Origin of the sequence: Pseudogulbenkiania sp. MAI-1 (assembly GCF_000527175.1) — a bacterium.
Taxonomy (GTDB): Bacteria; Pseudomonadota; Gammaproteobacteria; order Burkholderiales; family Chromobacteriaceae; genus Pseudogulbenkiania.
In genome coordinates, this window is record NZ_AZUR01000001.1 from 2,641,139 (window position 1) to 2,661,833 (window position 20,695).

Genomic DNA, 20,695 nt, shown 5'->3' on the forward strand with positions numbered 1-20,695 from the left:
GCGATTTTCTTATCCTCGCTCAAGGATGCTGTGCCTCGACACGGGCATGCTGCCACCTGTTCACCCACACGACAGGAACCCGACCATGAGCGAACTGCCCGTTCTCGACAACAACGTCTTCCCCTTCGACGCACGCGGTGTTGCCAAGCGCTTCCGTCATGCCGCCATTTTCGGCGCCATCGAATCGCTGTACGACGGCGACACCATGCGTTTCATCAACGACCATGACCCGCTGCCGCTGCTGGATCAACTGCGTCAGCGCTACGGCCACCAGCTCACCTTCAGCTACGTCTCCCGCGAACCGGGCCAGATCGTAATCGATTTCAAGGTGCAGCTGGGCGAACAGGCCGCCGACGGCCAACAGCAAGCTGCCGGCGACGTACCGGCCCAGGGTGGCGGTTGCGGCGGCGGAGGCGGCGGCTGCGGCTGCTCCGGCCACTAAGCCTCCCATTCCGACGCCAGAACGCCGGTCCTGCACAAGCGGGGCCGGCGTTATTTTTCGCCTCGGCGTCGATCAAGCCGCATCGGCCAAGGGCAGCTCGGGCAGGCCATGCTTGCGCCTGGCCGTATGACAGGCTTCGGTCCAGGCCTCGAACTCGCGACAAGTCGACGAGCGCTGCTCATAGATGGCGCAGCTGACCTCGGCGCCGACCTCGCCCCGCAACGCCACGCAGCGCGGGGAATCGGACCAGGTACCGCGCATGCAGCGGCGGAAATCGTTGATCTTTTCGGTGAGATGGTTGGGGACGGTGCCGCCGCCATCATCGGCTTCGGCCCAGTAGAACGAGACGCGGAAGGCGGCGCAGCAGGCGCCGCAGTGCAGACACGGATTGCTCTTTTCACTCATGGCGGAGATGGAAAAACAAAACGCACGGGGCGGCACCATGCCGCCATACAACCCGCCCACAGACGGGCTGCGAGATTTTTCCGCGCCGCCGCGATGCCGTCAAGAGCTCAGCCGATCCCCCTTCTCCATGCCCAATGCAGCTCCATCGCTCTCGTCCTTCAGCGCCACGCCGGTCGCGCCCAGCTTGCCGGCGGCGTCGATCGGTTCGTCGAACCGCCGGCCGACGAGATCCTGCTCAGCCTGCACGATGGTACGCTGCACGGGGTGGCTCCAAAGCCGGTCTCGCGCGCTGCACAGTGCCAAATCGCCCAGGCGCGGAGCGCCACCGCCTAGCCTCTCCGCTTCTCCCGGCCCGCCAGCCGCCGTGTGGCCGGGTCGATACAGTGCCGGCCGGCTATTTTATGAAGCACTGTTAACACTTTCGGCGCCGTTTCTGTACGCTCTCTGCCGTTTCTGAATTCGAAGCCGAATCGGCAAAATCCTTTCCCGACAAGGGTTTGTCATGGCCCCGGCTCTCCTCCCTTCCCCCTGCCTCTGCTCCACCGGCCGGCCTGCTGGAATCACCGCGCCGACGCTACACATTTGCTAACAGTTTCCCACCCCACGGCCACGGCGGAGTACCTACACTAGGCTCATCAACAAGACGGGAGAACGATCATGCTGCTGAAAAAATGGATTGCCGTACTGTCGCTGGGACTGGTGGCCACCGCTGCGCAAGCCGGCCACTCCGATGCCATCCTGGGCGGTGCGCTCGGGGGTGCCGCCGGCGCCGTCATCGGCTCGTCCATCGGCGGCCGTGACGGAGCCATCGTCGGTGGCGCGCTGGGCGCCGCGACCGGGGTCGCGATCAGCCAGCGCCCCTACTATTACGAACCGGCACCGGTGGTCTACGCGCCGCCGCGCCGCGTGGTGGTCGAGGAGCCGATCTACGTCCGCCCGCGCCCGGTCATCATCGAGCGCGAACGCTATGTGGAATACCGCCCTGGTCCGTACTGGAAGCGCCACCACTGGAAACACCGTGGTTGGGAGCGTCGCGGCTGGGACTATGACGACGATTGAATCCAGACCCCCACAATAACGAAGGCGGTGTCCTAAGGCACCGCCTTTTTGCTGCCTGACATTTTCCTTCAGCCCCAGCGCTTGCCCAGGAGTTCCAGTCCGGCACGGTTGAGATCGGCCGGCGTCATCGCGATGCGGAACTCGCAATCGGCCTCGAACTGCAGGAAGAATGGCTCGGCATAGCGCGGAATCTCACTCGACTCGTTGACGTTGATGACCGCCACCGCGGTCCGCAAGCCGTTCTGCTCGGTGAAATAAATCGCCTCGGGCTTGATCTCGTCCACGATCTGCGCCATAACCTCGGCGGCCCTCCCTTCGCGCACCAGCTGGTTGAACGGTTCGTGGGGGATATGCGCCATCATCAGCATCTTCATGATTTTTCTCCTGCCCCGGCGGCCCGACCAGGGCCTTGCGATTGAACGGAAATGCACCACCCCGCTCCTCCACTCAGGCAGCGATGGGGGCATGGCCAGCTCTCCGACGTTGAACGAAGCGAGGCCTGGCAAGGCCGTCTTTCTCCATCATAATCAATGACAAGGGCCGGTGCCGGCCGGTCCAACTCTCAGGAGAGCCCGCCATGTCTTTCCGCTCCGCCCTCGCCGCCCTGCTGCTGTGCCTGAGCGGCATCGCTATGGCCAACCCCTACCCCAGCCGGCTCTATGCCCTGCAGCTAACCGAACTGGCCAGAGGGCTCGATCACCCGTGGTCGCTGGCCTTCCTGCCGGACGGCCGGATGCTGCTGACCGAGCGTGTCGGCCGCCTGCGCCTGCTCGACGCCCGGGGCCGGCTCGACCCTCAGCCCGTCAGCGGTGTGCCGCCGGTGGTGGCAATCGGTCAGGGCGGGCTGTTCGACGTGCTGCCGCACCCGCGCTTCGCCGAAAACCGGCTGATCTACCTGAGCTACGCTGGCGGCACGCCCGAGACCAGCAGCACCGAGATCGCCCGCGCCCGGCTCGACGGCCATGCGCTCCGCGAGCTGACGGTGATCTTCCGCCAGCAGCCGCGCTCCGATTCCGACCGCCACTACGGCGGCCGGCTGCTGTTCGACCGCGCCGGCAAGCTCTACCTGTCGCTGGGGGACCGTGGCGAAGACGATCGCGCCCAGCGGCACGACGATCACGCCGGCTCGGTGATCCGTCTCAACGACGACGGCAGCGTGCCGCCCGACAACCCCTGGGCCAGCCGCCCCGGCTGGAAGCCGGAGAAATTCACCCTCGGCAACCGCAACCAGCAGGGCATGGCGCTCAACCCGCGCACCGGCGCCGTCTGGACCCACGAGCACGGCCCGCAGGGTGGCGACGAGGTCAACGTGATCCGCGCCGGCGCCAACTACGGCTGGCCGGTAATCACCTACGGCAAGACCTACGGGCTGGGCCTGCCGATCGGCGAGGGCACGCACAAGGCCGGCATGGAGCAGCCGCTGAAGGTCTGGGTGCCGTCGATCGCCCCGTCCGGCATGGCGTTCTACCAGGGGAAGCCGTTCGCCCACTGGCAGGGCGACCTGCTGATCGGTGCCCTGAGAGGGCAGATGCTGGTACGGCTGAAACTGAACGGCGACAAGGTGGTGGAGGAAGAACGGATGCTGCGCGGCATGCTGGGGCGGATACGCGACGTGCGTGTCGGACCGGACGGCCTCCTCTACCTGCTTACCGACGAGGACGATGGCAAGCTGGTGCGGGTCAGCCCGGCGGCAGGCCGCTGAACGGCCGTTCGATCATAGCGGCCAGGATGCCCCTTGCCCGACAACAGGAAAGCCGCCATGCCCTGTCTCTCGCGCCGTGCCCGACTCGGCATCCTGGTCGCCGTCGGCGCCGCCTTCGCGCTGGCTTCCTTGCTGCTGCCGCCCGTCGCCCAGCCGCTCGCCTACCATCACTTCGCCGACCAGCGCCCGCTGCTCGGCCTGCCGCGCGCCCTCGACGTGGCGACCAATCTGCCGTTTCTGCTGGTCGGCTTGGCCGGACTCGTCGTTGTGTTGGGACCAAAGGCGGCCACGGCCTTTGCCCGGCCCGCCGAGAAATGGCCCTACATGCTGTTCTTCCTGGCGGTCGCGCTGACCAGCGTCGGCTCGGTCTACTACCACCTGGCACCGGACAACGCCCGCCTGGTCTGGGACCGGCTGCCGATGAGCATGGGCTTCATGGCGCTGCTGGCGGCGCTGATTTCCGAACGCATCGACCTGGCCGCGGGCCAGCGCCTGCTGCTGCCGCTGACCGCGCTCGGCATGGCCAGCGTGGGCTACTGGCACTGGAGCGCGCAGGCCGGCAATGAGAACGTGCTGCCCTATGTCGCGGTGCAGTTCGGCACGGCCGCCCTGGTGCTGCTGATCGCGGCGCTGTTCCCTTCGCCTTATACGCGGGAACGCGACATCTACTGGATGGCGGCGCTCTACTTCGCCTCCAAGGTCGCCGAAGGCCTCGACACCGAATTGTTCACGCTGGGCAGCCTCCTCTCCGGACACAGCCTCAAGCACCTGCTGGCGGCAGGCGCGGCATATCGATTGGTGAGCATGCTGCGGAGACGCGAGCCCAAGCGCCCGGCCACAGCGGAGAGACGGCAATGATCGCCCAGCATGGGTAGGCCGGATGCCACGCCAGGTATCAGGGGAGGACGTCCGGCTCCACCGGCGGCGTGCCGGTATCGAACTTGCCGCGCCGCATCTCGGCCCGCGCCAGCTCCGCCAGTCTCTCGTAACGGGCGCGGATCAGGTCGAGTTCCTCATCCTCCAGTTCCTCGAGATCGAGCAAGGCGTTGTGCGCGCCGTCGATAGCCCGGATCAGTTCGTCCAGCTTGACCTGGATGGCTTCCGAATCGCGGTTCTGGGTGTTCTGGATCAGGAACACCATCAGGAAGGTGACGATGGTGGTGCCGGTGTTGATGACCAGCTGCCAGGTGTCGCTGAAGCGGAACAGCGGACCGGTGACGACCCAGACGGCGATGACGGCGCCCGCCACCATGAAGGCGGAGGGTTTACCGGTGATGTGGGAGGTCCATTTGGCGAAACGGGTAAACCAGGAGCGGGATTTGGTGGGTCGCATGTGGGGACTCCGGCAACACGGGAACACCCCCAGTGTAGACGTCCCCACCGCTCCCGAGCCGCCCTGCCCCACCCGGTCGGGTGGATCAGAACCGCTCGTGCTCGGTCAGATAGCGCCACTGCCCCTGCGCCAGATCGCCCAGCGCGATGCGGCCGATGCGGATGCGCTTGACGGCGGTGACGCGCAGGCCGACCAGCTCGGCCATGCGGCGGATCTGGCGCCGCACCGGGTCGCGCAGCACGAAGCGCAACTGGGTGTCGCTCTGGCGGCTGACCTTGGCCGGCTTGAGTGCTTCGCCATCCAGGCTCAGGCCGTGCCGCAGCTGTTCGAGCACGGCATCGGGCACCTCGCCCTCCACCCACACCAGGAACTCCTGTTCGAAGTCGGCGGCCTTGGCCATCAGCTTGCGCGCGATGCGCCCGTCCTGGGTCAGCACCAACAGACCGGACGAATCGACGTCCAGCTTGCCGGCCGGCGCCAGGTAATTGAGGTGTTTCTTCAGGAAGGTGTAGCCGGAACGGTCGCCGGGCGAGCGCGTTTCCGGCTTGATCAGCTGCCAGGCCGGGCGCTCGCCGGCTTCCGATGGGCCGGAGCCGTAGCCCACCGGTTTGTTGAGCAGGATGGTAACGCGCTCAGCCTGCAGCGCCGTCGCCTGACGCGTCAGCTCGATGGTCTGCTCCGGGCGCACCCGGCTGCCCAGCACATTGACCACCACGCCGTCGACCTTGACCAGTCCCATTTCGATGAATTCGTCGGCCTCACGGCGCGAGCACAATCCCAGTTCGGTCATGCGTTTGGAGAGGCGGATGGTATCGGTCATGGCGGGGACTCGGGGGTGATTCGACAGGAGCGCGATTATCGCGCTTTTGACGGCGGCGTGCGCGGTTATCTGCGGCCAATCTTTGAGCCCCTGCACATGACAGACAAACAAAAGGCTCTTCACGGAATCGTGGGAACTTGAAGTAAATACCAGACGTGAGAACGGCGATGCAAGGTAAGCTGTTTGTGCGACCAAACCGTTTACCCCGACACCGCCGTTCTCATTTCCGATGATATGTTCCACCCCCCATTTTTGGAAGGCTTTACCGTTACCCGTTTCCAGCATCAGTCCGACGCCCTGCACCTTGAGCTGGAACCAACACCCGATAACCCACCCCGTTGTAGCGGTTGCCAAAGTGTCAGCAACGCTGTGCACGAGGTCGGCACCGGCAAGGCTCAGCCCCTCGACGCGAAAATCCTGACCCCGACCGGCTGGCAGCCGATGGGCGACATCAAGGTTGGCGATCAGGTCATCACGCAGACCGGCGAACCGACCACCGTGGAAGCCATCTTCCCGCCGGGCGTGAAGGAGATTTTCCGCGTCGTATTCTCTGACGGTTCATCCACCGAATAGTTTAAAGAACGAACGCGTCTCCCATGAGGACTACACCACGCGGGCGGAAGCCAAACAAGACCTCTTTGAGTACATCGAGGTGTTTTACATTCGAGAACGCCGGCCAATCTTCCCTTGGCTACCGCCCCCGGAGCAGCAGCTGCTTGGTTTGAGGCAGTAGGAAAGGCAGCAAAGGCGCTACGTTGGCATCCGGAATTCGCGCCCAAGCTCAACCAGACTGCGTCTCAGCTTTCGGCCACAGTCGCGGAAACAAGTAGCCCCATAACCGCAAAGGAATGTCGAGAGATACCGGTCCACGTGGCGTAAGGAATGAGAGAATGCGCGCTTCGAGAAGACTCGCTACACACGGTCACTCGTCCTTGGCGCGAAACTGGTCATGGCGTTGAACTGGCCGCGATTCATGGTTTTTACCGGGCGCTTGTGCACAGCATTTCAGACCAGGTCGTCAACCTGATCAGGCCGGGCCGTTTCGACTGTTTCGCTGGAACAGCGGGCTCTTCTCGATCGTCTGTGCCAGCAGCGCGGTTGCTTCATTGACATTGTCGGCCATGAATAGGGTGGTATCGGTCTGGGGCAGAGGGGGCAGCTCCCCGCCGATGATCGCCAGTCCTTCCTCGACTGTCGTTCGCGGCGTAATGCCGACCCCAATGCCGGCCTTCACGGCCGCAAGGACCCCACCGCGGCTGTGGCTGGTGAAAGCGACACGATAGGGCCTGTCGCTCAACTGCAGCGCCCGGGTAGCCATCTCCCGGTAGTAACAGCCTTCCGGAAAGAGCGCCAGCGGCAAGGGGTCGCGCTGGTGGACCGGATGTGTCTCTGCCCGCACCCAGACCAGCTGGTCGCGGCAGAGACGCAGGCCGCCGTCCGACAGCGCTGGCATCTCGACCAGCGCCAGATCCAACTGGCCTTCGTCGACTAGGGAGGCAAGATAGTAGGGGCGGTGGTCGCAGGTGACCTCTAGCCAAGCTTCTGGGTACGAGAGCATATAGGCCTCCAGCAGCGGGGTCAGCGCTCGGGTCGCATAGAGGTCGTGAGTGCCGAGGCGTACCTTGCCTGTGATATCGGCGTTCTGGAATGAACCGAGAATGCGGTCATGCATGCTCAGCAGTTGATGAGCATGGGTGCGGAGCTGCTCGCCGGCTGCCGTCAGCCTGACGCCGTACTGGCCGCGTTCGAGCAATGGCGCCGTCACCAGCGCCTCAAGCCGGTTCAGTTGCATGCTAATGGTCGAGGGCGCCCGGTGCAGTTGGCTCGCCGCTGTGGTCAGGTTGAGCGTATCGGCAACGACGACAAAGGTACGCAATAGGGGGATCGGGATATCTGCCACGTTCAGAATTCAATAGTATTGAATGTAATTATCAATATTTATCGATTTACCGAACGATTGCAAGGACCTAAGGTTACCGGGTTGTCACTGGGATGCATAACCCCCATCCGGGGCCTGTACGGAGAATTTGGAATGCGTATGGCGATGGTGTTTGGAATGAATCAGGTGATCAGTCATGGCTTTGGCCTGTTCCTGTTTGCTGCGCTGGTGCCGCTGATGCGTGAATCAATCGCGATCAGCCACTGGCACTTGTCGCTGGCCGGTGCACTGACGCAGATGGCCTACCTTGGGGGGGCGATGCTGCTGGGCCTTGTCGGGCACCGGCTGAAAACCGCAACGCTGGCACTGGCGACCGGTACGGTATCGACACTGCTGCTGTTCACGATGTCGCAGCTTCGGAACCCGTTGGTAATGATTGTTGCGTTGGTTTGTCTTGCCATGAGCGCCGCCATGAGCTGGGGTTCAATTGTCGAGATCGTCAGCCGCTGCGCCCAGCCGCATAAGCGTTCAACCTATCTGTCCTGTGCCTCGAGTGGCACTGCCTGGGGCTATGCCCTCAGCGGTCAGCTGCTGCTCTGGGTCGTGCCCGCCTGGGGCTGGGAAAGCTGCTGGATAGTTGCTGGTTTGACGGGGGCGCTGGTAGTCGGTTTGACCGGGCTGATGCTACGAGGGCTGAAAGCGCCGGTATCGGACAGCACGGACAGCGGCGTCGCAGCGATTCCGGTTTCGAGGCTGTTGAGCACGATCCTGACCGATCGTACGGCACTGCTCGCCTGTCTGATCTGCTTTCTGGTAGGGTTCAGCACCATGCCGTTTTCGAACTGGCTCAACAGTTACCTGGAGGAACTCGGCCTGCCGGCCTCCCTCGGGGGGTACTGCTGGTCGATCGTCGGCTTCTCCGGCATGGTTGCCGGTTTCGTGATAGGCAAGCTGGCCGACCGGAAGGGCCACGCCAGTGCTTTGCTACTGATTTTCGTCTGTTTCGCACTGGGGCTGCTGGCCTTCGCCTACGACCCGGCGAACGCAGCGCTGATCGCGAGTTTCGGCTATGGCCTGATGTATTTCCCGATGTGGGGAATTGTTGCCGGCTGGGTCAACCGGCACTACTCGTCGACGGCGACCATGCAGATCGGGGGATTCTGCATGGTGACGTTCGGCCTAGGCGGAACCATAGGCAACCTGTTGACAGGGTTGATCCGTGACAACACCGGTTCGCTGCAGGCCAGTTATGCGACGCTGGCGTTCGTGGCGTTGTTGCTGGCCGGACTGGGCCTGCACATCAAGCGCGCAGAAAAAAAGGTTCTTCACGAAATCGTGGGGACTTGAAGTAAATGCCAGACGTGAGAACGGCGGTGCAAGGTAAGCTGTTTGTGTGACCAAACCGTTTACCCCGACACCGCCGTTCTTATGCCCGATGATATGTTCCACCTCCCATTTTGGGAAGGCTTTACCGTTACCCGCGTTTCGATAGCGTCAGTCCGACGCACTGCACCTTGAGCTGGAGCCAATACCCGATACCCCACCCCGTTGCAGCGGGTGCCAAAGTGTCGGCAACGCTGTGCACGAGCACCATTGGCGCACGCTGCGCGACTTACCGATCCTCGTGGGGTAGCCTGATTCCCGCGGACAGTTCCGATTGTTACCATTGACAATCGGGAGTGTGAAATGAAGACCAGAAAGACATATCCAGTAGAGTTCCGTTCTGAGGCGGTAAAGCTGGTACTTGAGCAAGGGCTCAGCCTTGAAGGGGCGGCCAGGCGGCTGGGTATCCCCAAGGGTACATTGGCTAACTGGGTTGTAGCGGCGAGGTCTGGCGGTGACCAACCGGCGCCGGGGGCGCGCAGTGTCACGGAGCTGGAAGCAGAGAACGCCAAGCTGCGCAAGGAGTTGGCAGAGGCACGCCTGGAGCGAGACGTCATAAAAAAAGCTGCAGCGTACTTTGCTCAGGCATCACTGCCCGGTACGCGTGGATAGAAGAGCACCGAAACCTATTCCCGGTGGTGGTGGCCTGCCGGGTTCTAGCGGTGTCCCGTGCTGGGTACTATGGCTGGCGTGGACGTTCTCCATCTGAGCGAGAACAAGAGGACGAGCGGCTGAAAGTGGCGATCCGGGCGGCACATGCCAAAACACGGGAAACCTATGGCGTACGCCGTTTGCAGCCAGAACTGGCGGCGATGGGCTTTGAGGCCGGGCGTGATCGCATCGACCGTTTACGACGCCAGATAGGCATCCGGTGCCGGCAGAAGCGCAAGTTCAAGGCGACCACCAATTCGGCCCACTCGTTGCCGGTCGCGGAGAATGTCTTGGGTCAGGTGTTCGAGCCGACCCGCCCGAATCAGGTCTGGACGGGTGATATAACGTACATCCCGACGGACGAGGGCTGGCTGTACCTAGCGGCACTGAAGGATGTGTTTAGCTGCGAGATCGTTGGCTATGCGATGGGCGCGCGGATGACGACCGAACTGGTCAGCAAGGCGCTGTTCCGGGCGGTCCAGCACCAGCGGCCGCCGGCCGGCTTGATCCACCATACGGATCGTGGCAGCCAATACTGCGCCAAGGCCTACGGGGATTTGCTGACGCAGTTCAGGATGCATAGCTCGATGTCACGCAAGGGGAACTGTTTCGACAATGCGCCGATAGAGAGCTTCTGGGGAACGTTGAAGAACGAGCTCGTCCACCATCGCCGTTACGCAACGCGGGCGGAGGCGGAGGCATCGATCAGGGAGTACATCGAAATCTTCTATAACCGCCAACGCCGTCACTCGCGGCTTGGCTACTTGGCGCCGGCTGAATTTACCCGGAAGTACTGGAATTCAGCCAAGGCCGCTTGAATCGGAGCTGTCCGCTCTTGCCAGGACACCCCATCGGTCATCAAGTCTGGCTAAGAGCCAGACTACGGCGTGTGCGCTGCCCCCTGTGCGGCCCGGGAATGGAACAGGTGAGCTGGCTCGATCGCTATGCCCGGCTGACCCGCCGCCTGGCCGAAGCGGTGACACACTGGTGCAGCAAGCTACCGATCCGTCACGTTGCCGAACTGTTCGGCCTACACTGGGACACGGCGCGGCAGTTGGACCGGCGTCGTCTGGAACAACAGCTCGCCACCTTGCCCGAAGCTGAACCACGTCGTCTGTTGATGGACGAGTTTGCGCTCTACAAAGGGCATCGCTACGCCACGGTGGTCATGGATGCGGAGACTCGGCGGGTGTTGTGGGTGGGGGTGAAGGGCGCAGTCGAGAAGCGATTCGTCCGTTCTTTGTGGGCTTAGGAACCGAGCGCTGCGCCCAGATCGAAGCCGTCGCCATGGACATGAACACGGCGTTCGATCTGGAGGTGAAGCAGCATTGCCCCCAGGCCCGCGTGGTCTACGACCTATTCCATGTCATCGCCAAATTCGGCCGGGAGGTCATCGACAGGGTTCGGGTAGACGAAGCTAACCGCCTCAAGGGCGATAAGAAAGCGAGGAAGGTGGTGAAGCAGTCGCGCTGGCTGTTACTGCGCAACCCGGAGAATCTGAAGAGCGAGGAGCAGCGTGTCAGCCTACAGGAGCTGCTCGCTGCCAACCAGGCGTTGATGACCGTTTACGTGATGAAGTCCAGCCTGAAAGCGATCTGGTCAGCCCCGACGGCGTGGGCGTGGAGAAAGGCCTGGAAAGAGTGGATGGCCCAGGCTGCAGAGAGCGGGGTTGTTCCCTTGATAAGCTTCGCCAAGCGGCTGTCCGGCTACTGACGCGGCATCCTGAGCCGAGTACGCTGGCCGATGCATACGGGGCAACTGGAGGGTATCAACAACCGAATCAAGGTAATGAAAAGGATGGCTTACGGTTACCGGGGCAGCGAGTACTTCTTCCTGAAGATCAAAGCCGCTTTCCCCGGTAATCCGTGAAGAACCAAACAAAAACCCGGCAGGATCGCTCCGGCCGGGTTTCTCATATCAAACAGACTGGAATCAGCCCTTGACCACAGCCGCGATGGACTCGGCCACGTAGCCGATGTTCTTGCTGTTAAGAGCGGCCAGGCAGATGCGGCCGGTCGACACGGCATAGATGCCGAAGTCGTTCTTCAGCTGTTCCACCTGGGCGGCGGTAAGGCCGGTGTAGGAGAACATGCCGCGCTGCTTGATCACGAAGGAGAAGTCCTGCTCCACGCCCTTGGCCTTGAGCTGCTCGACCAGACCCGAGCGCATGGCGCGGATGCGGTCGCGCATGCCGGCCAGTTCGTCTTCCCACTGCTGGCGCAGTTCCGGGCTCGACAGCACGGCGGCCACGATGGCGCCACCGTGGATCTGCGGGTTGGAGTAGTTGGTGCGGATCACGCGCTTGAGCTGCGACATCACGCGGCCGGCTTCTTCCTTGGAGGCGGTCACGATGGACAGCGCGCCGACGCGCTCGCCGTACAGCGAGAAGCTCTTGGAGAACGAGCTCGACACGAAGAACTGCAGACCGGAAGCCGAGAACAGCTTAACCGCAACGGCGTCCTGGTCGATGCCTTCGGCAAAGCCCTGGTAGGCCATGTCGAGGAACGGCACCAGGCCGCGCTCGCGGCAGGCTTCGACAACTTCCGCCCACTGCACGTCGGACAGGTCGGCACCGGTCGGGTTGTGGCAGCAGGCGTGCAGCACGATGATCGAGCCGGCTTCCAGGCCCAGCAGGAAGGCCTTCATCGCGGCGAAGTCGACGCCACGGGTGCTCGGGTCGTAATACGGGTAGTTCTCGACCTTGAAGCCGGCGGCTTCGAACAGCGCGCGGTGGTTTTCCCAGCTCGGGTCGCTGATATAGACGGTGGCGTTCGCGTTCAGGCGGTGCAGGAAGTCGGCACCGATACGCAGCGCGCCGGTGCCGCCCAGGGCCTGCGCGGTCACTACGCGACCGGACTCGGTCAGCTCGCTGCCGGCGCCGAACAGCAGGTTCTGCACTGCCTGGCCGTAGACGGCCGGACCTTCGATCGGCTGGTAGCCGCGCGGCGGCATGGCTTCCAGGCGGGCCTTCTCGGCGGCCTTGACGGCGGCCAGGAGCGGAATCTTGCCGTTGTCGTCGTAGTACACACCCACGCCCAGGTTCACCTTGGTGGCACGGGTGTCGGCGTTGAAGGCTTCGTTCAGGCCGAGAATGGGGTCGCGCGGCGCCATTTCCACGGCGGCGAAGATCGAAGTGGTCATCAGGGGCTCCATGAGTATTGCCGATTGCGGCAGCGCCGCCGGACTATCTGTGCAGGAAACCGACCGACGCTGCGGGTGAGAAAAACGGAAATCCGTCAGAGTTTACCACGGTGCGGCCACGATGGCAGGCCGCCGGGCGGGCAAATCGCGACGCCCGCCTACATCGGCGGCCCCTCCTCATCCTCGCGGCATGGGGCGGGCCGGCGCCGAGTCAGGCTGCCCGCCTGTACCTCGGCGCCGGATGAGCGGCCCCTCAGCCTGCCGGCTTCCTGCTGCGCCAGACAGCGACCAGGGCGCCGAACTTGGCCCGCTGCGGCAGGCGCTCGTCCGACAGCGCCTCGAGGAAGTCCGACAGGCGCTTCGACTTGACCACGGTGTAGAGCGTCAGCCAGGTGGTCGGAATCAGCGTCAGGAAGAAGTACAGCAGCTTGACTGCCGGCGGGCTGTCCGCCGCCGCGATCAGGTTCATACCGAGAAAGCCGGTGGTCACCGAGCCGATCAGGCCGAAGGTAGTCACCATGGTCAGCCTCACCACGGTGTTAGCCTGGCGGCGCAGGCTGTCGCTGTCGAGGTACTCGCTCATCTCGCGAATCTCGTCGCGCACCTCGTCGAACAGGGACTCGGTGCCCAGGTGATCGACGCACATGCGGTACAGCGCGCGCGACTGCGCCAGGTCCGACAGCTCGTGGAACCAGTAACGGTGGGTAAAGCGCAGGAAGATCTCGAACAGCTGGCGGATCACCCGCTTGAACTCCTTGACCGATTCGGGGTGGTGGATGTCGAGCCGGTTGAGCGCCTCCACCAGCCGGTCGGAGAACATCAGGAGGCTCGCCTTCTGGAAATGCGCGATCAGGAACAGCAGGAAATACTGGTGGCGGAACTGGGCCAGCATGCCGGTTTCGGCGCCGGTGAACTGCGGCGAGGATGCGTCGCCGACGATCACCAGGGCGTGGCCGCAGCACAGGAAACGCGTCGGCGGACCGTCGATGGCATCGCCCCAGTAGCGGTCGTAGCAGTAACGCAGTTCGAAGTCGGCGACGTGCCGGTCGGCGTAGGGCAGGCTTTGCTGCTCACTGGCGGCGGTCAGCAGCCCCAGCCGGATGAAGTCGCTGCGCGAGAGGGAGCGCGGATTGTCCACCGCCAGCCAGGCGATCACCGGCATGCGGTAGTATTCGAGCTGGCGGTAGCGGATCAGGCCGGGCTCGTCGGCATGGTCCGGCACCAGCGGCCGCAGCAGGAAGTCCCAGTGCGCGGCGATGCAGGGTGCACGGTGACGGCCGACGAAGGACAGGTACTTGTCGCGCTTCTCGAAATCGGACACCGCCAGCGTGCCGCCGTCTGCCGCCAGCCACTCCACCCGGTGCAGGCAATGCACGCCCTGCCCGGTGTCATCCCAGCCCGCCGGGTAGGCGCGGCCGAAACGGTACAGCGTGTCCTGCGCCTGGAACAGCGTCAGATCGTCGGCGGCGACCTCGACCACCAGCTGCACCACGTCGATGTCAAAGAAGAAATGCAGGTCGACCCGCGCCACCTGCAGCGTCAGCGGTGCACTGTCCGGATGCGGGGTGAGCCGTACCGCGGCGATGTCGTCGCGGCGGAATACGCGCATCGGCGAGGCGCCGTCGACACGTTCCTGGCGCGCGGTACGGCTCTCACCGTACAGGAAACGCTGCACATGCGGCAGGAAGGTGATGAACTCGTGGTACTGCTGGGCGTGAAAGCGCGCGGGATCATCGGGAAACACATCGTCGACCTCGCGCCACGGGTTGTCCGCGCCGCTTCTTTGCAGCAGTTCCCAGTGCTTCTGAATCTGGCTGCCGGCGTGGATCGGCATCAGTTGCAGCGGCCAGACCAGGATCTGGCGGAATTGGCGTACCCGTTTTTCGGTCGGGAGAGTGGCTTCTGGCATCGCGGATTCCGGTACGGGTGGCATCGTCGTCAAGGGGCTTGCGGCATGCAACGTCTGGGCGGGAGCCCTATGCGACATGCCGGATGGGTGAAACGTAGCACAAGCCGGCCATTCGTTCATAGCGCCGCGACTACGGCCCTCTCACCTCAGGCCCAAACCCGCCTCCCGGCTGCTGCACATCACAAGCCGGCTTCGCGTTGCATGACCGCCAGCGCCTCGGTCAGCCAACGCCCCAGCAGGCTTTGCCGCCGGCCTTCGAGCATCGCCATGCCGGATATTTCCTGCAACATCCCCCCCCCTTCCCCGCATTGATCGAGCCGGACGCGGAACATCACCTCGAGCGGCTGCAAGGCATCCTGCATGCGTTGCGTCGGGATCGGACCTCCGTACGTCGACGCCAGATAGGGCTGGTCCAGCGCCGGCAGGCTCAGCCGGTCGATGTCGGCGACCCGACAGCGCAGCGAGGGCAGTTCGGCCCGGTCGGCGACGAACACAGCCACCCCTCCCGCTTGCAACCGTTCGAGCATGGCCTCCCCGACAAAGGCCTCGCCCTTGGCCGTATGCGGATCGGCCAGCGACAGCAGTTTCTCGCCCGCCGCGATCACCGTGCCTGGCAGCAAGGCGTCGCTGACGTCGACCACGCGCCCGGCGAACGGTGCCCGGAATTCCAGCCTTCGCAACTGCTGGCGCAAGCTATCGACCTGGGCCACCGCCACCTGCCACTGCTTGGTCAGCGCCTGCCCTTCGGCCAGCAGGGTATCGTCGAACGGCTGCTGGTCGATCTGCCAGCGCAAGGCATCGGCGCGGGCGACCGCCCTATGCAAATCGGCCTCCAGTTCGGGCGAGCGCAGCGTGAACAGCAGTTGCCCGGCGCGCACCCACTGCCCTTCGCGCACCTTCACGCCGACCACGTCCGCCGCGGCTGGGGCGTACAGGCTGGTGGCCTGCCGCGCGCCGAACACCGCCGGCGCCCTCACTTCGCTCTGCCACGGCACGGCGACCGCCAGCAGCAGGGCAGCCGACAACAGTGCCGTGCGGCGGGTTTCGAACAGCCATTCCAGCTCCTGCCGCCGCTGCCACCACAGCGCCACTTCCGACCAGAGCGGCATGGCGATGAACCAGCCCAGTTCCACCAGGAACAACACGATGCCCAAGGCCTTGAAGAAGTAGTGGTAGACCAGCAGCGCGATGCCGAGAAACAGCACCAGCCGGTACAACCAGGTGGCGAAGGCGAAGGCGATGAGGAAGCGTTGCCGCGCCGGCAGCAGCGCTTCCGGCACGGGGTCGTCCCAGCCGAACAAGACCCGGCGCAGCCACCAGCGGCCAAAGGCGAAGGCTCGGCCATGCAGGTTGGGCATGCCCAGCCAGTCCGACAGCAGGAAATAGCCATCGAAGCGCATGAAGGGGCTGGCGTTGATCGCCAGCGTCGCCACCCAGGTGGTCGTGGCCAGCATGAACACGCCGGCGCGCAGGGGACCGTCGGGCAGGAAGTTCCACAACAGCGTCGCCAGCACCGCCAGGGTCAGTTCCGCCAGCATGCCGGCGGCGCCGATCAACAGCCGTTGCCGGCGCGACGGCAGCTTCCACGCCTCGTTGGTATCGGTATAGAGCACCGGCAGCATCACCAGGAAAGCCACGCCCATGGCCGGAACCCGGCAGCCGAAGCGATAGGCCGTCAGGGCGTGGCCAAGTTCGTGCAGCACCTTGGCCACGCTCAGCGACAGGCCGATGCCGGCCAGCCCGGCCACGCCGCTGTAGGCCGAGAAAGTATGGGTGAACTCGTCCCAGCGGCGCGACAGCAACAGCAGGCCGACGAGCGCCACCGCCGCCACCAGCCACCAGAAGCGAGGCTCGAATACCGCGGCGAAGGCCGGTGCCAGCCGTTTGAGCAAGGGCATCGGCCGCAGCAGGGGGATGCGGAAGAACAGGTAATGCTTGAGCAGCCACTTGGCGTGGCCGAGGCGCCCGGCTTGCGCGATGCGGGCGAAACGCTCGGTATGCTCCGCGGCCCCCGGCTGCAGCAAGTGGTGGCGCCCAAGAAAATCCGCCACCGCAGCGACCTCGTCCATTCCGAGCTGCAACGTGGTGGCCTGGTTGACCGCCTCGACGACCGCCTCGGCCGAACCCAGCGTCCAGCGTGAGAGAATTTCGAAGGCCGGCCAGCTTAGCTGGTAGAAACGGTTGGCGGCCGGGTCGTGCAGAACCCAGCCCGGAGCGCCGCCTTCGCCGGTGGGGCCGGGATGCAGGCTCAACTCCTGACGCAAGGGCGGGAGGGATACGGGATCAGTCATTCGACAAGACACCAGAAGGCATGAGGAAAGCCCGAGACAGCACAGGTCGGCGACATTACCAACCCAGCCATTGGCGGCACCAGGTCAGCGGCCGGCGCAAAGCGTAATAGATCAGCGGAACCCAGTCGCCGTACACCCTGGCCGTTCCCATCTGGCCGATGCGGGGCAACTCTTCGCCGGCATCGAAACGGGCATGCAGGCGATAGGCCAGAATGCCCTCTTCGGTCGGCTCGGCACGGTAGGCGACGCGGGTCACCACGGCATCGTAGGAATCGACCGGTGAGGCGTTGGGGTACAGCCTCACCGTCATCCCCGGTTCGACCCGGATCGCTTCGGAGGCCGGCAGGAAAGCCGTCAGCTCGACCTTGCCCGGGTCGGCCAGCATCATCACCCGCTCGCCGGTCGCCACGGCACGCCCCAGCCAGTCGCTGCGATCGGAGAACACCACCACTCCCGGGCGCGCCGCCTTGACGTGGATGCGGGCCAGCTGACGGGAAGTGAAATCGGCCTCGATGCGCTTTTCTTCCAACGCCGCCTGGTCCGCCGCCATCTCCAGCTTGCCCTTGTCGTCGGTCACCGCCAGCTGCGCACTCTGCCGGAAGGCTTCCTGCGCTGCCTCCTGCGCCTTGCTGGCCATCGCCAGTTGGCCGGCGAGCGTGGTCGAGTCGAGGCTGAACAAGGCCGCTCCGGCCGCCACCCGCTGGTTGGGCTGGACTTCGATGCGGTCGATCACGCCGGACAGCGGCGCCCGCACCAGCAGCGGGGTCTGCGGCGTCACCTCGCCGCGCGCCAGCACGGTAAGGCGCACCGGCAAGCAGGCCAGCACGAGCAGCGCGATCAGCGCCCTCCGCCGCATCTTGCTCGCCCGCAGCCAGCCGCCCAGCCGGTCGCGCAACGGGCGCTGCGGCGCGAACCGCGCCAGCGCGTGGGCGTAGGCGTGGGCCAGCTCCGCCGCGAGGGTGCCTTCGTACTCGCTCCACGGCTGGTCGCGCGCCAGCAGCAAGGCGCCGGCGCCGTGCCCGCCCGGCGGGGCAAGCCGCAACCACAGGGCATGTTCGGGCAACCAGCTGGGCCAGTCTTCGGCCACGGTGCCGGGCAGATCGGCCGCGGTGACGAAGCGGACCGCCTCCCCCGCCCCGCCCTCAGCCAGCGCCTTGAACGCGCCGGCCAGCCATTGCACGTAGGGTGCGGACGGGTCGGTCTCGGGCAGGCCGGAGACCGCCATCACCCGGCCGAACGGGCCCTCGCGCCACAGCGCGGCCTGGCGGTAAGGCAAGAGGCGCAGGCTCTCGTTGACCATGATGAAGCCGAGCACGTCCTCGCTGTCGGCCTCGCGGGCACGCCGCATGAGTTGCAGCAAGGTGGCAAGGGATCGGGCCGGATCGCTATGCACGGAACGGCCCTGGCTCATTTGGGCGGGGTGAAGCTGGCCCAGCCGCTCATGCCCGGCAACAGCGCGGTGTCCTGGGCATCGATCACGCCGATGGCGGGGATGGACTGACTGACAGGATCGATGCGTGCCCCGAGCCGCACGATGCTGGCGGGGAAGGAGCGGCCGAGTTCGTCGACCTGTACGTTGAAACGGTGCCCCGACTTCAGCCAGCCCAGCCATTTGGACGGCACCAGCATGCGCAACTCCATCGGGCCGACGTCCACGATGTCCACCACCGGATTGCCCGGATTGAGGTACTGGAACGGCGCGGCATGGCGTTTGGCGACACGCCCGGGGAAAGGCGCGGCAATCACGCATTTCGCCACCACGGTCTGCATGTAGCTGACTTCGGCGGCGCTTTCCTTGGCCTTGCCCTCGGCCTGGCTGATTTCCAGCGCGCCGATCGAGTTGAGTTCGGCCAGGCGGGTATTGACCTTGACCAGCTGGCGCGCGGCGCCGAGCGAGGCCTGTGCCTTGTTGAGCTGGGCGCGGAAGCTGCTGCAATCGAACTCCACCAGCGCCTGCCCCTTGGCAAAGCTGGCCCCTTCCGCCACCGGCAGGCGGGCGATCTTGGCGGACAGTTCGCTCGATATCGTCACGGCATTGCGTGACATCAACTGCGCCCGGATGCGCCCGTCGTTGGCCGCCAGCGGGGCGGCCAGTGCCGGCAAGGAGGCAGCGGCCAGCAGCGCTGCCGCTATCACGGTAAGCGTTCTGTTCATTGCGCCGCTCCCGCCATCGTGCTTTCGACCTGGTTTTCCGCCCCCTTCAGCGCTGCCGACAAGGACACCAGGTCGTACCCCGGCGTTTCGTTCGGCAAGGGGTCGAGCCCCAGCGAGGCCGCGATCTGCCCGTAGGCGTTCTGCATGTCGCCGTAGCTCTGGTACACGCGCAGCTCGGACAGAACAGTATTCGCCCCGGCCAGGATCGCCTGCAGCTGGCTCTGTGTGCTGTTCTGCGCGGCATTGCGCGTCTGTTCCAGCATGCGCTGCTCGACCGAGTTCAGTTCACGCTCCAGCTCGAATTGCCTGCTGCGCCCCTGGTACTCCAGCCAGGCCACATGCACCTGGGTCAACACGGCCATATTGAGGGCCAGCCGTTGTTCCTCGGCCACCTTCAACTGCGCCTCCGCCGCCTGTCGAATCTTGCCGGCGCTAAACAGGTTGAGCAGGTTCCAGCTGATGCGCAGGCCGGCGTCGCTCCAGGCCGAATTCACCAGAAACTTGTTGCTGTCGTAATGCTCGCCGACGCTGAACTCCAGCCCCGGAAACAGCTTGGCCACGGCCTTGCGCGTTTCCAGCACGCCGATGCGCTGGTTGTAGCGGGCCTCCATCAGTTCCGGCCGGTTCAGGAGGGCGATTTCCTCCATTTTCTCGACCTCGAGTCCCAGCCTGGGCTGTTGCAGGGCCTCCGGATCGGCCACGGTGAAGCGTTGCCCCGGCGACAGGTTCATGATCGAGGCCAGGCGCGGCTTGGCCTGCGACAGGGCGGTGCGGATCTGCGTCATCTGCCGGATCACGTCGAGCAGCTGCCGCTGGTAACTCATGGCCTCGAGCGGGGCGCGCAGTCTTTCCTGTTCGACCTTGCGGGCATCGCCCAGCGCCGCCTGGGCATCCTTGAGCAAGGTCTCGATCTTGGGTTCCAGGCGCTGCGCGCCGACGGCCTGCCAGTAAGCCTGCCTTGTTTGCTGCAGCAACTGGTGGATCACCTTGCGCTTGCGCTCCTTCAGGATCAGGAAGCGGTCCGCCTGCTGCTGGGCGTTGTAGTAGCTCACGCCGAAGTCCAGCACGTTCCAGGACAGCGTCAGGTCGGCGGTAGCGCGGTTGCGCTCGCTGGAAATGGATGGCACCAGCGATTGCGAGCCTGTTGCGATGTCCTGCGACGAGGAGGCGGCATCATTGCTGCGGTGGCTGTAGCCGGCAGCCAGCGTCAGCTTGGGCAGCATGTCGAGGCTGGAAAGATCGAGCTGGCGTTGCGCCAGCGCCTCTTCCATCAGTTTGACGCGGTAATCCAGGTTGTACTTGAGCGCCCGCGCCATCGCCTCCTGCAAGGTGATTTCACTGCCGACGGCCTCCTGCCGGCCGAACATCGCTTCGCGATCGGCGACGAGTGTCGCCGCCCGCTCCCCCTTGTCGATCGGCTGCGGCATCACGGCGCAGCCGCCAAGAAACACCGTGGCCAGTGCCAGGCTCAACAGCGTCGGCCGTGCCACGTTACGTTCTGATCGTTCTTGTTTCATCGATGTTTG

The 20,695-nt window shown here is 64.7% G+C and carries 19 protein-coding genes and 2 pseudogenes; 9 read left to right on the forward strand and 12 right to left on the reverse strand.

Annotation, left to right across the window (positions count from 1 at the left end; translation table 11 throughout):
- The first annotated feature begins 85 nt into the window (after window positions 1–85).
- Window positions 86–442, forward strand: coding sequence for a DUF2249 domain-containing protein (locus PSEMAI1_RS0112330; protein ID WP_024303171.1), 357 nt, complete (start codon window positions 86–88; stop codon window positions 440–442).
- Between the two features lie 72 nt (window positions 443–514).
- On the opposite strand, the gene PSEMAI1_RS0112335 is transcribed toward PSEMAI1_RS0112330, so the two are convergent.
- Both PSEMAI1_RS0112335 and PSEMAI1_RS21795 read right to left on the reverse strand, forming a co-directional pair.
- Window positions 515–847: a YkgJ family cysteine cluster protein gene (locus PSEMAI1_RS0112335; RefSeq protein ID WP_024303172.1), complete on the reverse strand. Its 333-nt coding sequence runs from the start codon at window positions 845–847 to the stop codon at window positions 515–517.
- 99 nt (window positions 848–946) lie between these two features.
- Entirely contained in the window at window positions 947–1,108 is a 162-nt protein-coding gene (locus PSEMAI1_RS21795) for a hypothetical protein (protein ID WP_156943128.1), read from the reverse strand.
- A gap of 396 nt (window positions 1,109–1,504) precedes the next feature.
- Between PSEMAI1_RS21795 and PSEMAI1_RS0112345 the strand changes: the two genes are divergently transcribed.
- On the forward strand, window positions 1,505–1,906 hold the full coding sequence (locus PSEMAI1_RS0112345) for a glycine zipper domain-containing protein (RefSeq protein ID WP_024303173.1): 402 nt from the start codon (window positions 1,505–1,507) through the stop codon (window positions 1,904–1,906).
- A 68-nt stretch (window positions 1,907–1,974) separates the two neighbouring features.
- Here the strand turns inward: PSEMAI1_RS0112345 and PSEMAI1_RS0112350 are convergent, their stop codons facing one another.
- Window positions 1,975–2,280 (reverse strand): hypothetical protein, encoded by a 306-nt coding sequence (locus PSEMAI1_RS0112350; protein WP_024303174.1) that lies wholly within the window; start codon window positions 2,278–2,280, stop codon window positions 1,975–1,977.
- Window positions 2,281–2,483: 203 nt separating this feature from the next.
- Between PSEMAI1_RS0112350 and PSEMAI1_RS0112355 the strand changes: the two genes are divergently transcribed.
- Both PSEMAI1_RS0112355 and PSEMAI1_RS0112360 read left to right on the forward strand, forming a co-directional pair.
- The gene (locus PSEMAI1_RS0112355) at window positions 2,484–3,608 is read left to right on the forward strand and encodes a PQQ-dependent sugar dehydrogenase (RefSeq protein WP_024303175.1); all 1,125 of its coding nucleotides are present in this window, start codon (window positions 2,484–2,486) and stop codon (window positions 3,606–3,608) included.
- A gap of 57 nt (window positions 3,609–3,665) precedes the next feature.
- A complete protein-coding gene (locus PSEMAI1_RS0112360) occupies window positions 3,666–4,466 on the forward strand; it encodes a hypothetical protein (protein WP_024303176.1) in 801 nt (266 codons plus the stop codon).
- A gap of 37 nt (window positions 4,467–4,503) precedes the next feature.
- Here the strand turns inward: PSEMAI1_RS0112360 and PSEMAI1_RS0112365 are convergent, their stop codons facing one another.
- Window positions 4,504–4,941, reverse strand: coding sequence for a low affinity iron permease family protein (locus tag PSEMAI1_RS0112365; RefSeq protein ID WP_024303177.1), 438 nt, complete (start codon window positions 4,939–4,941; stop codon window positions 4,504–4,506).
- A gap of 85 nt (window positions 4,942–5,026) precedes the next feature.
- A complete protein-coding gene (locus PSEMAI1_RS0112370) occupies window positions 5,027–5,761 on the reverse strand; it encodes a pseudouridine synthase (protein ID WP_024303178.1) in 735 nt (244 codons plus the stop codon).
- Between the two features lie 183 nt (window positions 5,762–5,944).
- Here PSEMAI1_RS0112370 and PSEMAI1_RS21800 point away from each other — a divergent pair, with 183 nt between their 5' ends.
- Window positions 5,945–6,334: a hypothetical protein gene (locus PSEMAI1_RS21800; protein WP_156943129.1), complete on the forward strand. Its 390-nt coding sequence runs from the start codon at window positions 5,945–5,947 to the stop codon at window positions 6,332–6,334.
- Window positions 6,330–6,494 (forward strand): annotated as a pseudogene (locus PSEMAI1_RS22205) (IS3 family transposase); the annotation flags it as partial. The gene PSEMAI1_RS21800 and the pseudogene PSEMAI1_RS22205, both read left to right, overlap by 5 nt.
- 294 nt (window positions 6,495–6,788) lie before the next feature.
- Here the strand turns inward: PSEMAI1_RS22205 and PSEMAI1_RS0112380 are convergent.
- Entirely contained in the window at window positions 6,789–7,661 is an 873-nt protein-coding gene (locus PSEMAI1_RS0112380) for a LysR family transcriptional regulator (RefSeq protein ID WP_024303180.1), read from the reverse strand.
- A gap of 156 nt (window positions 7,662–7,817) precedes the next feature.
- On the opposite strand from PSEMAI1_RS0112380, the gene PSEMAI1_RS0112385 reads away from it, so the two are divergent.
- The 3 genes and pseudogenes from PSEMAI1_RS0112385 to PSEMAI1_RS22210 all read left to right on the forward strand — a co-directional run.
- Entirely contained in the window at window positions 7,818–8,987 is a 1,170-nt protein-coding gene (locus PSEMAI1_RS0112385; protein WP_232219905.1) for a nitrate/nitrite transporter, read from the forward strand.
- A gap of 339 nt (window positions 8,988–9,326) precedes the next feature.
- Window positions 9,327–10,492 (forward strand): IS3 family transposase gene (locus PSEMAI1_RS21355; protein WP_156943097.1). Its coding sequence is split into 2 segments (ribosomal slippage): window positions 9,327–9,591 and window positions 9,591–10,492, totalling 1,167 coding nucleotides; the frame shifts between segments, so codons are not numbered across the junction.
- A 41-nt stretch (window positions 10,493–10,533) separates the two neighbouring features.
- Window positions 10,534–11,543, forward strand: a pseudogene (locus PSEMAI1_RS22210) (ISL3 family transposase); the annotation flags it as partial.
- A gap of 63 nt (window positions 11,544–11,606) precedes the next feature.
- On the opposite strand, the gene PSEMAI1_RS0112405 reads toward PSEMAI1_RS22210, so the two are convergent.
- The 6 genes from PSEMAI1_RS0112405 to PSEMAI1_RS0112430 all read right to left on the reverse strand — a co-directional run bounded on the left by PSEMAI1_RS0112405 (window position 11,607) and on the right by PSEMAI1_RS0112430 (window position 20,686).
- Complete coding sequence (locus PSEMAI1_RS0112405) at window positions 11,607–12,815, reverse strand: amino acid aminotransferase (protein WP_024303182.1); 1,209 nt, start codon at window positions 12,813–12,815, stop codon at window positions 11,607–11,609.
- 253 nt (window positions 12,816–13,068) lie between these two features.
- The gene (locus PSEMAI1_RS0112410) at window positions 13,069–14,724 is read right to left on the reverse strand and encodes a hypothetical protein (protein ID WP_024303183.1); all 1,656 of its coding nucleotides are present in this window, start codon (window positions 14,722–14,724) and stop codon (window positions 13,069–13,071) included.
- 179 nt (window positions 14,725–14,903) lie between these two features.
- The gene (locus PSEMAI1_RS0112415; protein WP_029770687.1) at window positions 14,904–17,015 is read right to left on the reverse strand and encodes an HlyD family efflux transporter periplasmic adaptor subunit; all 2,112 of its coding nucleotides are present in this window, start codon (window positions 17,013–17,015) and stop codon (window positions 14,904–14,906) included.
- A 55-nt stretch (window positions 17,016–17,070) separates the two neighbouring features.
- Entirely contained in the window at window positions 17,071–18,363 is a 1,293-nt protein-coding gene (locus PSEMAI1_RS0112420; RefSeq protein ID WP_232219906.1) for an efflux RND transporter periplasmic adaptor subunit, read from the reverse strand.
- 59 nt (window positions 18,364–18,422) lie between these two features.
- On the reverse strand, window positions 18,423–19,169 hold the full coding sequence (locus PSEMAI1_RS0112425) for an efflux RND transporter periplasmic adaptor subunit (protein WP_024303186.1): 747 nt from the start codon (window positions 19,167–19,169) through the stop codon (window positions 18,423–18,425).
- Window positions 19,166–20,686, reverse strand: a complete 1,521-nt coding sequence (locus PSEMAI1_RS0112430; RefSeq protein ID WP_024303187.1) for a TolC family protein — start codon at window positions 20,684–20,686, stop codon at window positions 19,166–19,168. The genes PSEMAI1_RS0112425 and PSEMAI1_RS0112430 overlap by 4 nt, the downstream gene beginning before the upstream one ends.
- Between the last annotated feature and the right edge of the window lie 9 nt (window positions 20,687–20,695).

Bases quoted from the DNA above. Each gene is read 5' to 3' on its own strand.
- PSEMAI1_RS0112410 (WP_024303183.1), bottom strand. From the start codon at position 14,724: ATGCCAGAAGCCACTCTCCCGACCGAAAAACGGGTACGCCAATTCCGC.
- PSEMAI1_RS0112350 (WP_024303174.1), bottom strand. From the start codon at position 2,280: ATGAAGATGCTGATGATGGCGCATATCCCCCACGAACCGTTCAACCAG.
- PSEMAI1_RS0112425 (WP_024303186.1), bottom strand. From the start codon at position 19,169: ATGAACAGAACGCTTACCGTGATAGCGGCAGCGCTGCTGGCCGCTGCC.
- PSEMAI1_RS0112345 (WP_024303173.1), top strand. From the start codon at position 1,505: ATGCTGCTGAAAAAATGGATTGCCGTACTGTCGCTGGGACTGGTGGCC.
- PSEMAI1_RS0112405 (WP_024303182.1), bottom strand. From the start codon at position 12,815: ATGACCACTTCGATCTTCGCCGCCGTGGAAATGGCGCCGCGCGACCCC.
- PSEMAI1_RS0112335 (WP_024303172.1), bottom strand. From the start codon at position 847: ATGAGTGAAAAGAGCAATCCGTGTCTGCACTGCGGCGCCTGCTGCGCC.
- PSEMAI1_RS0112385 (WP_232219905.1), top strand. From the start codon at position 7,818: ATGAATCAGGTGATCAGTCATGGCTTTGGCCTGTTCCTGTTTGCTGCG.
- PSEMAI1_RS0112420 (WP_232219906.1), bottom strand. From the start codon at position 18,363: ATGCGGCGTGCCCGCGAGGCCGACAGCGAGGACGTGCTCGGCTTCATC.
- PSEMAI1_RS0112370 (WP_024303178.1), bottom strand. From the start codon at position 5,761: ATGACCGATACCATCCGCCTCTCCAAACGCATGACCGAACTGGGATTG.
- PSEMAI1_RS0112430 (WP_024303187.1), bottom strand. From the start codon at position 20,686: ATGAAACAAGAACGATCAGAACGTAACGTGGCACGGCCGACGCTGTTG.
- PSEMAI1_RS0112415 (WP_029770687.1), bottom strand. From the start codon at position 17,015: ATGACTGATCCCGTATCCCTCCCGCCCTTGCGTCAGGAGTTGAGCCTG.
- PSEMAI1_RS0112365 (WP_024303177.1), bottom strand. From the start codon at position 4,941: ATGCGACCCACCAAATCCCGCTCCTGGTTTACCCGTTTCGCCAAATGG.
- PSEMAI1_RS0112360 (WP_024303176.1), top strand. From the start codon at position 3,666: ATGCCCTGTCTCTCGCGCCGTGCCCGACTCGGCATCCTGGTCGCCGTC.
- PSEMAI1_RS0112330 (WP_024303171.1), top strand. From the start codon at position 86: ATGAGCGAACTGCCCGTTCTCGACAACAACGTCTTCCCCTTCGACGCA.
- PSEMAI1_RS0112355 (WP_024303175.1), top strand. From the start codon at position 2,484: ATGTCTTTCCGCTCCGCCCTCGCCGCCCTGCTGCTGTGCCTGAGCGGC.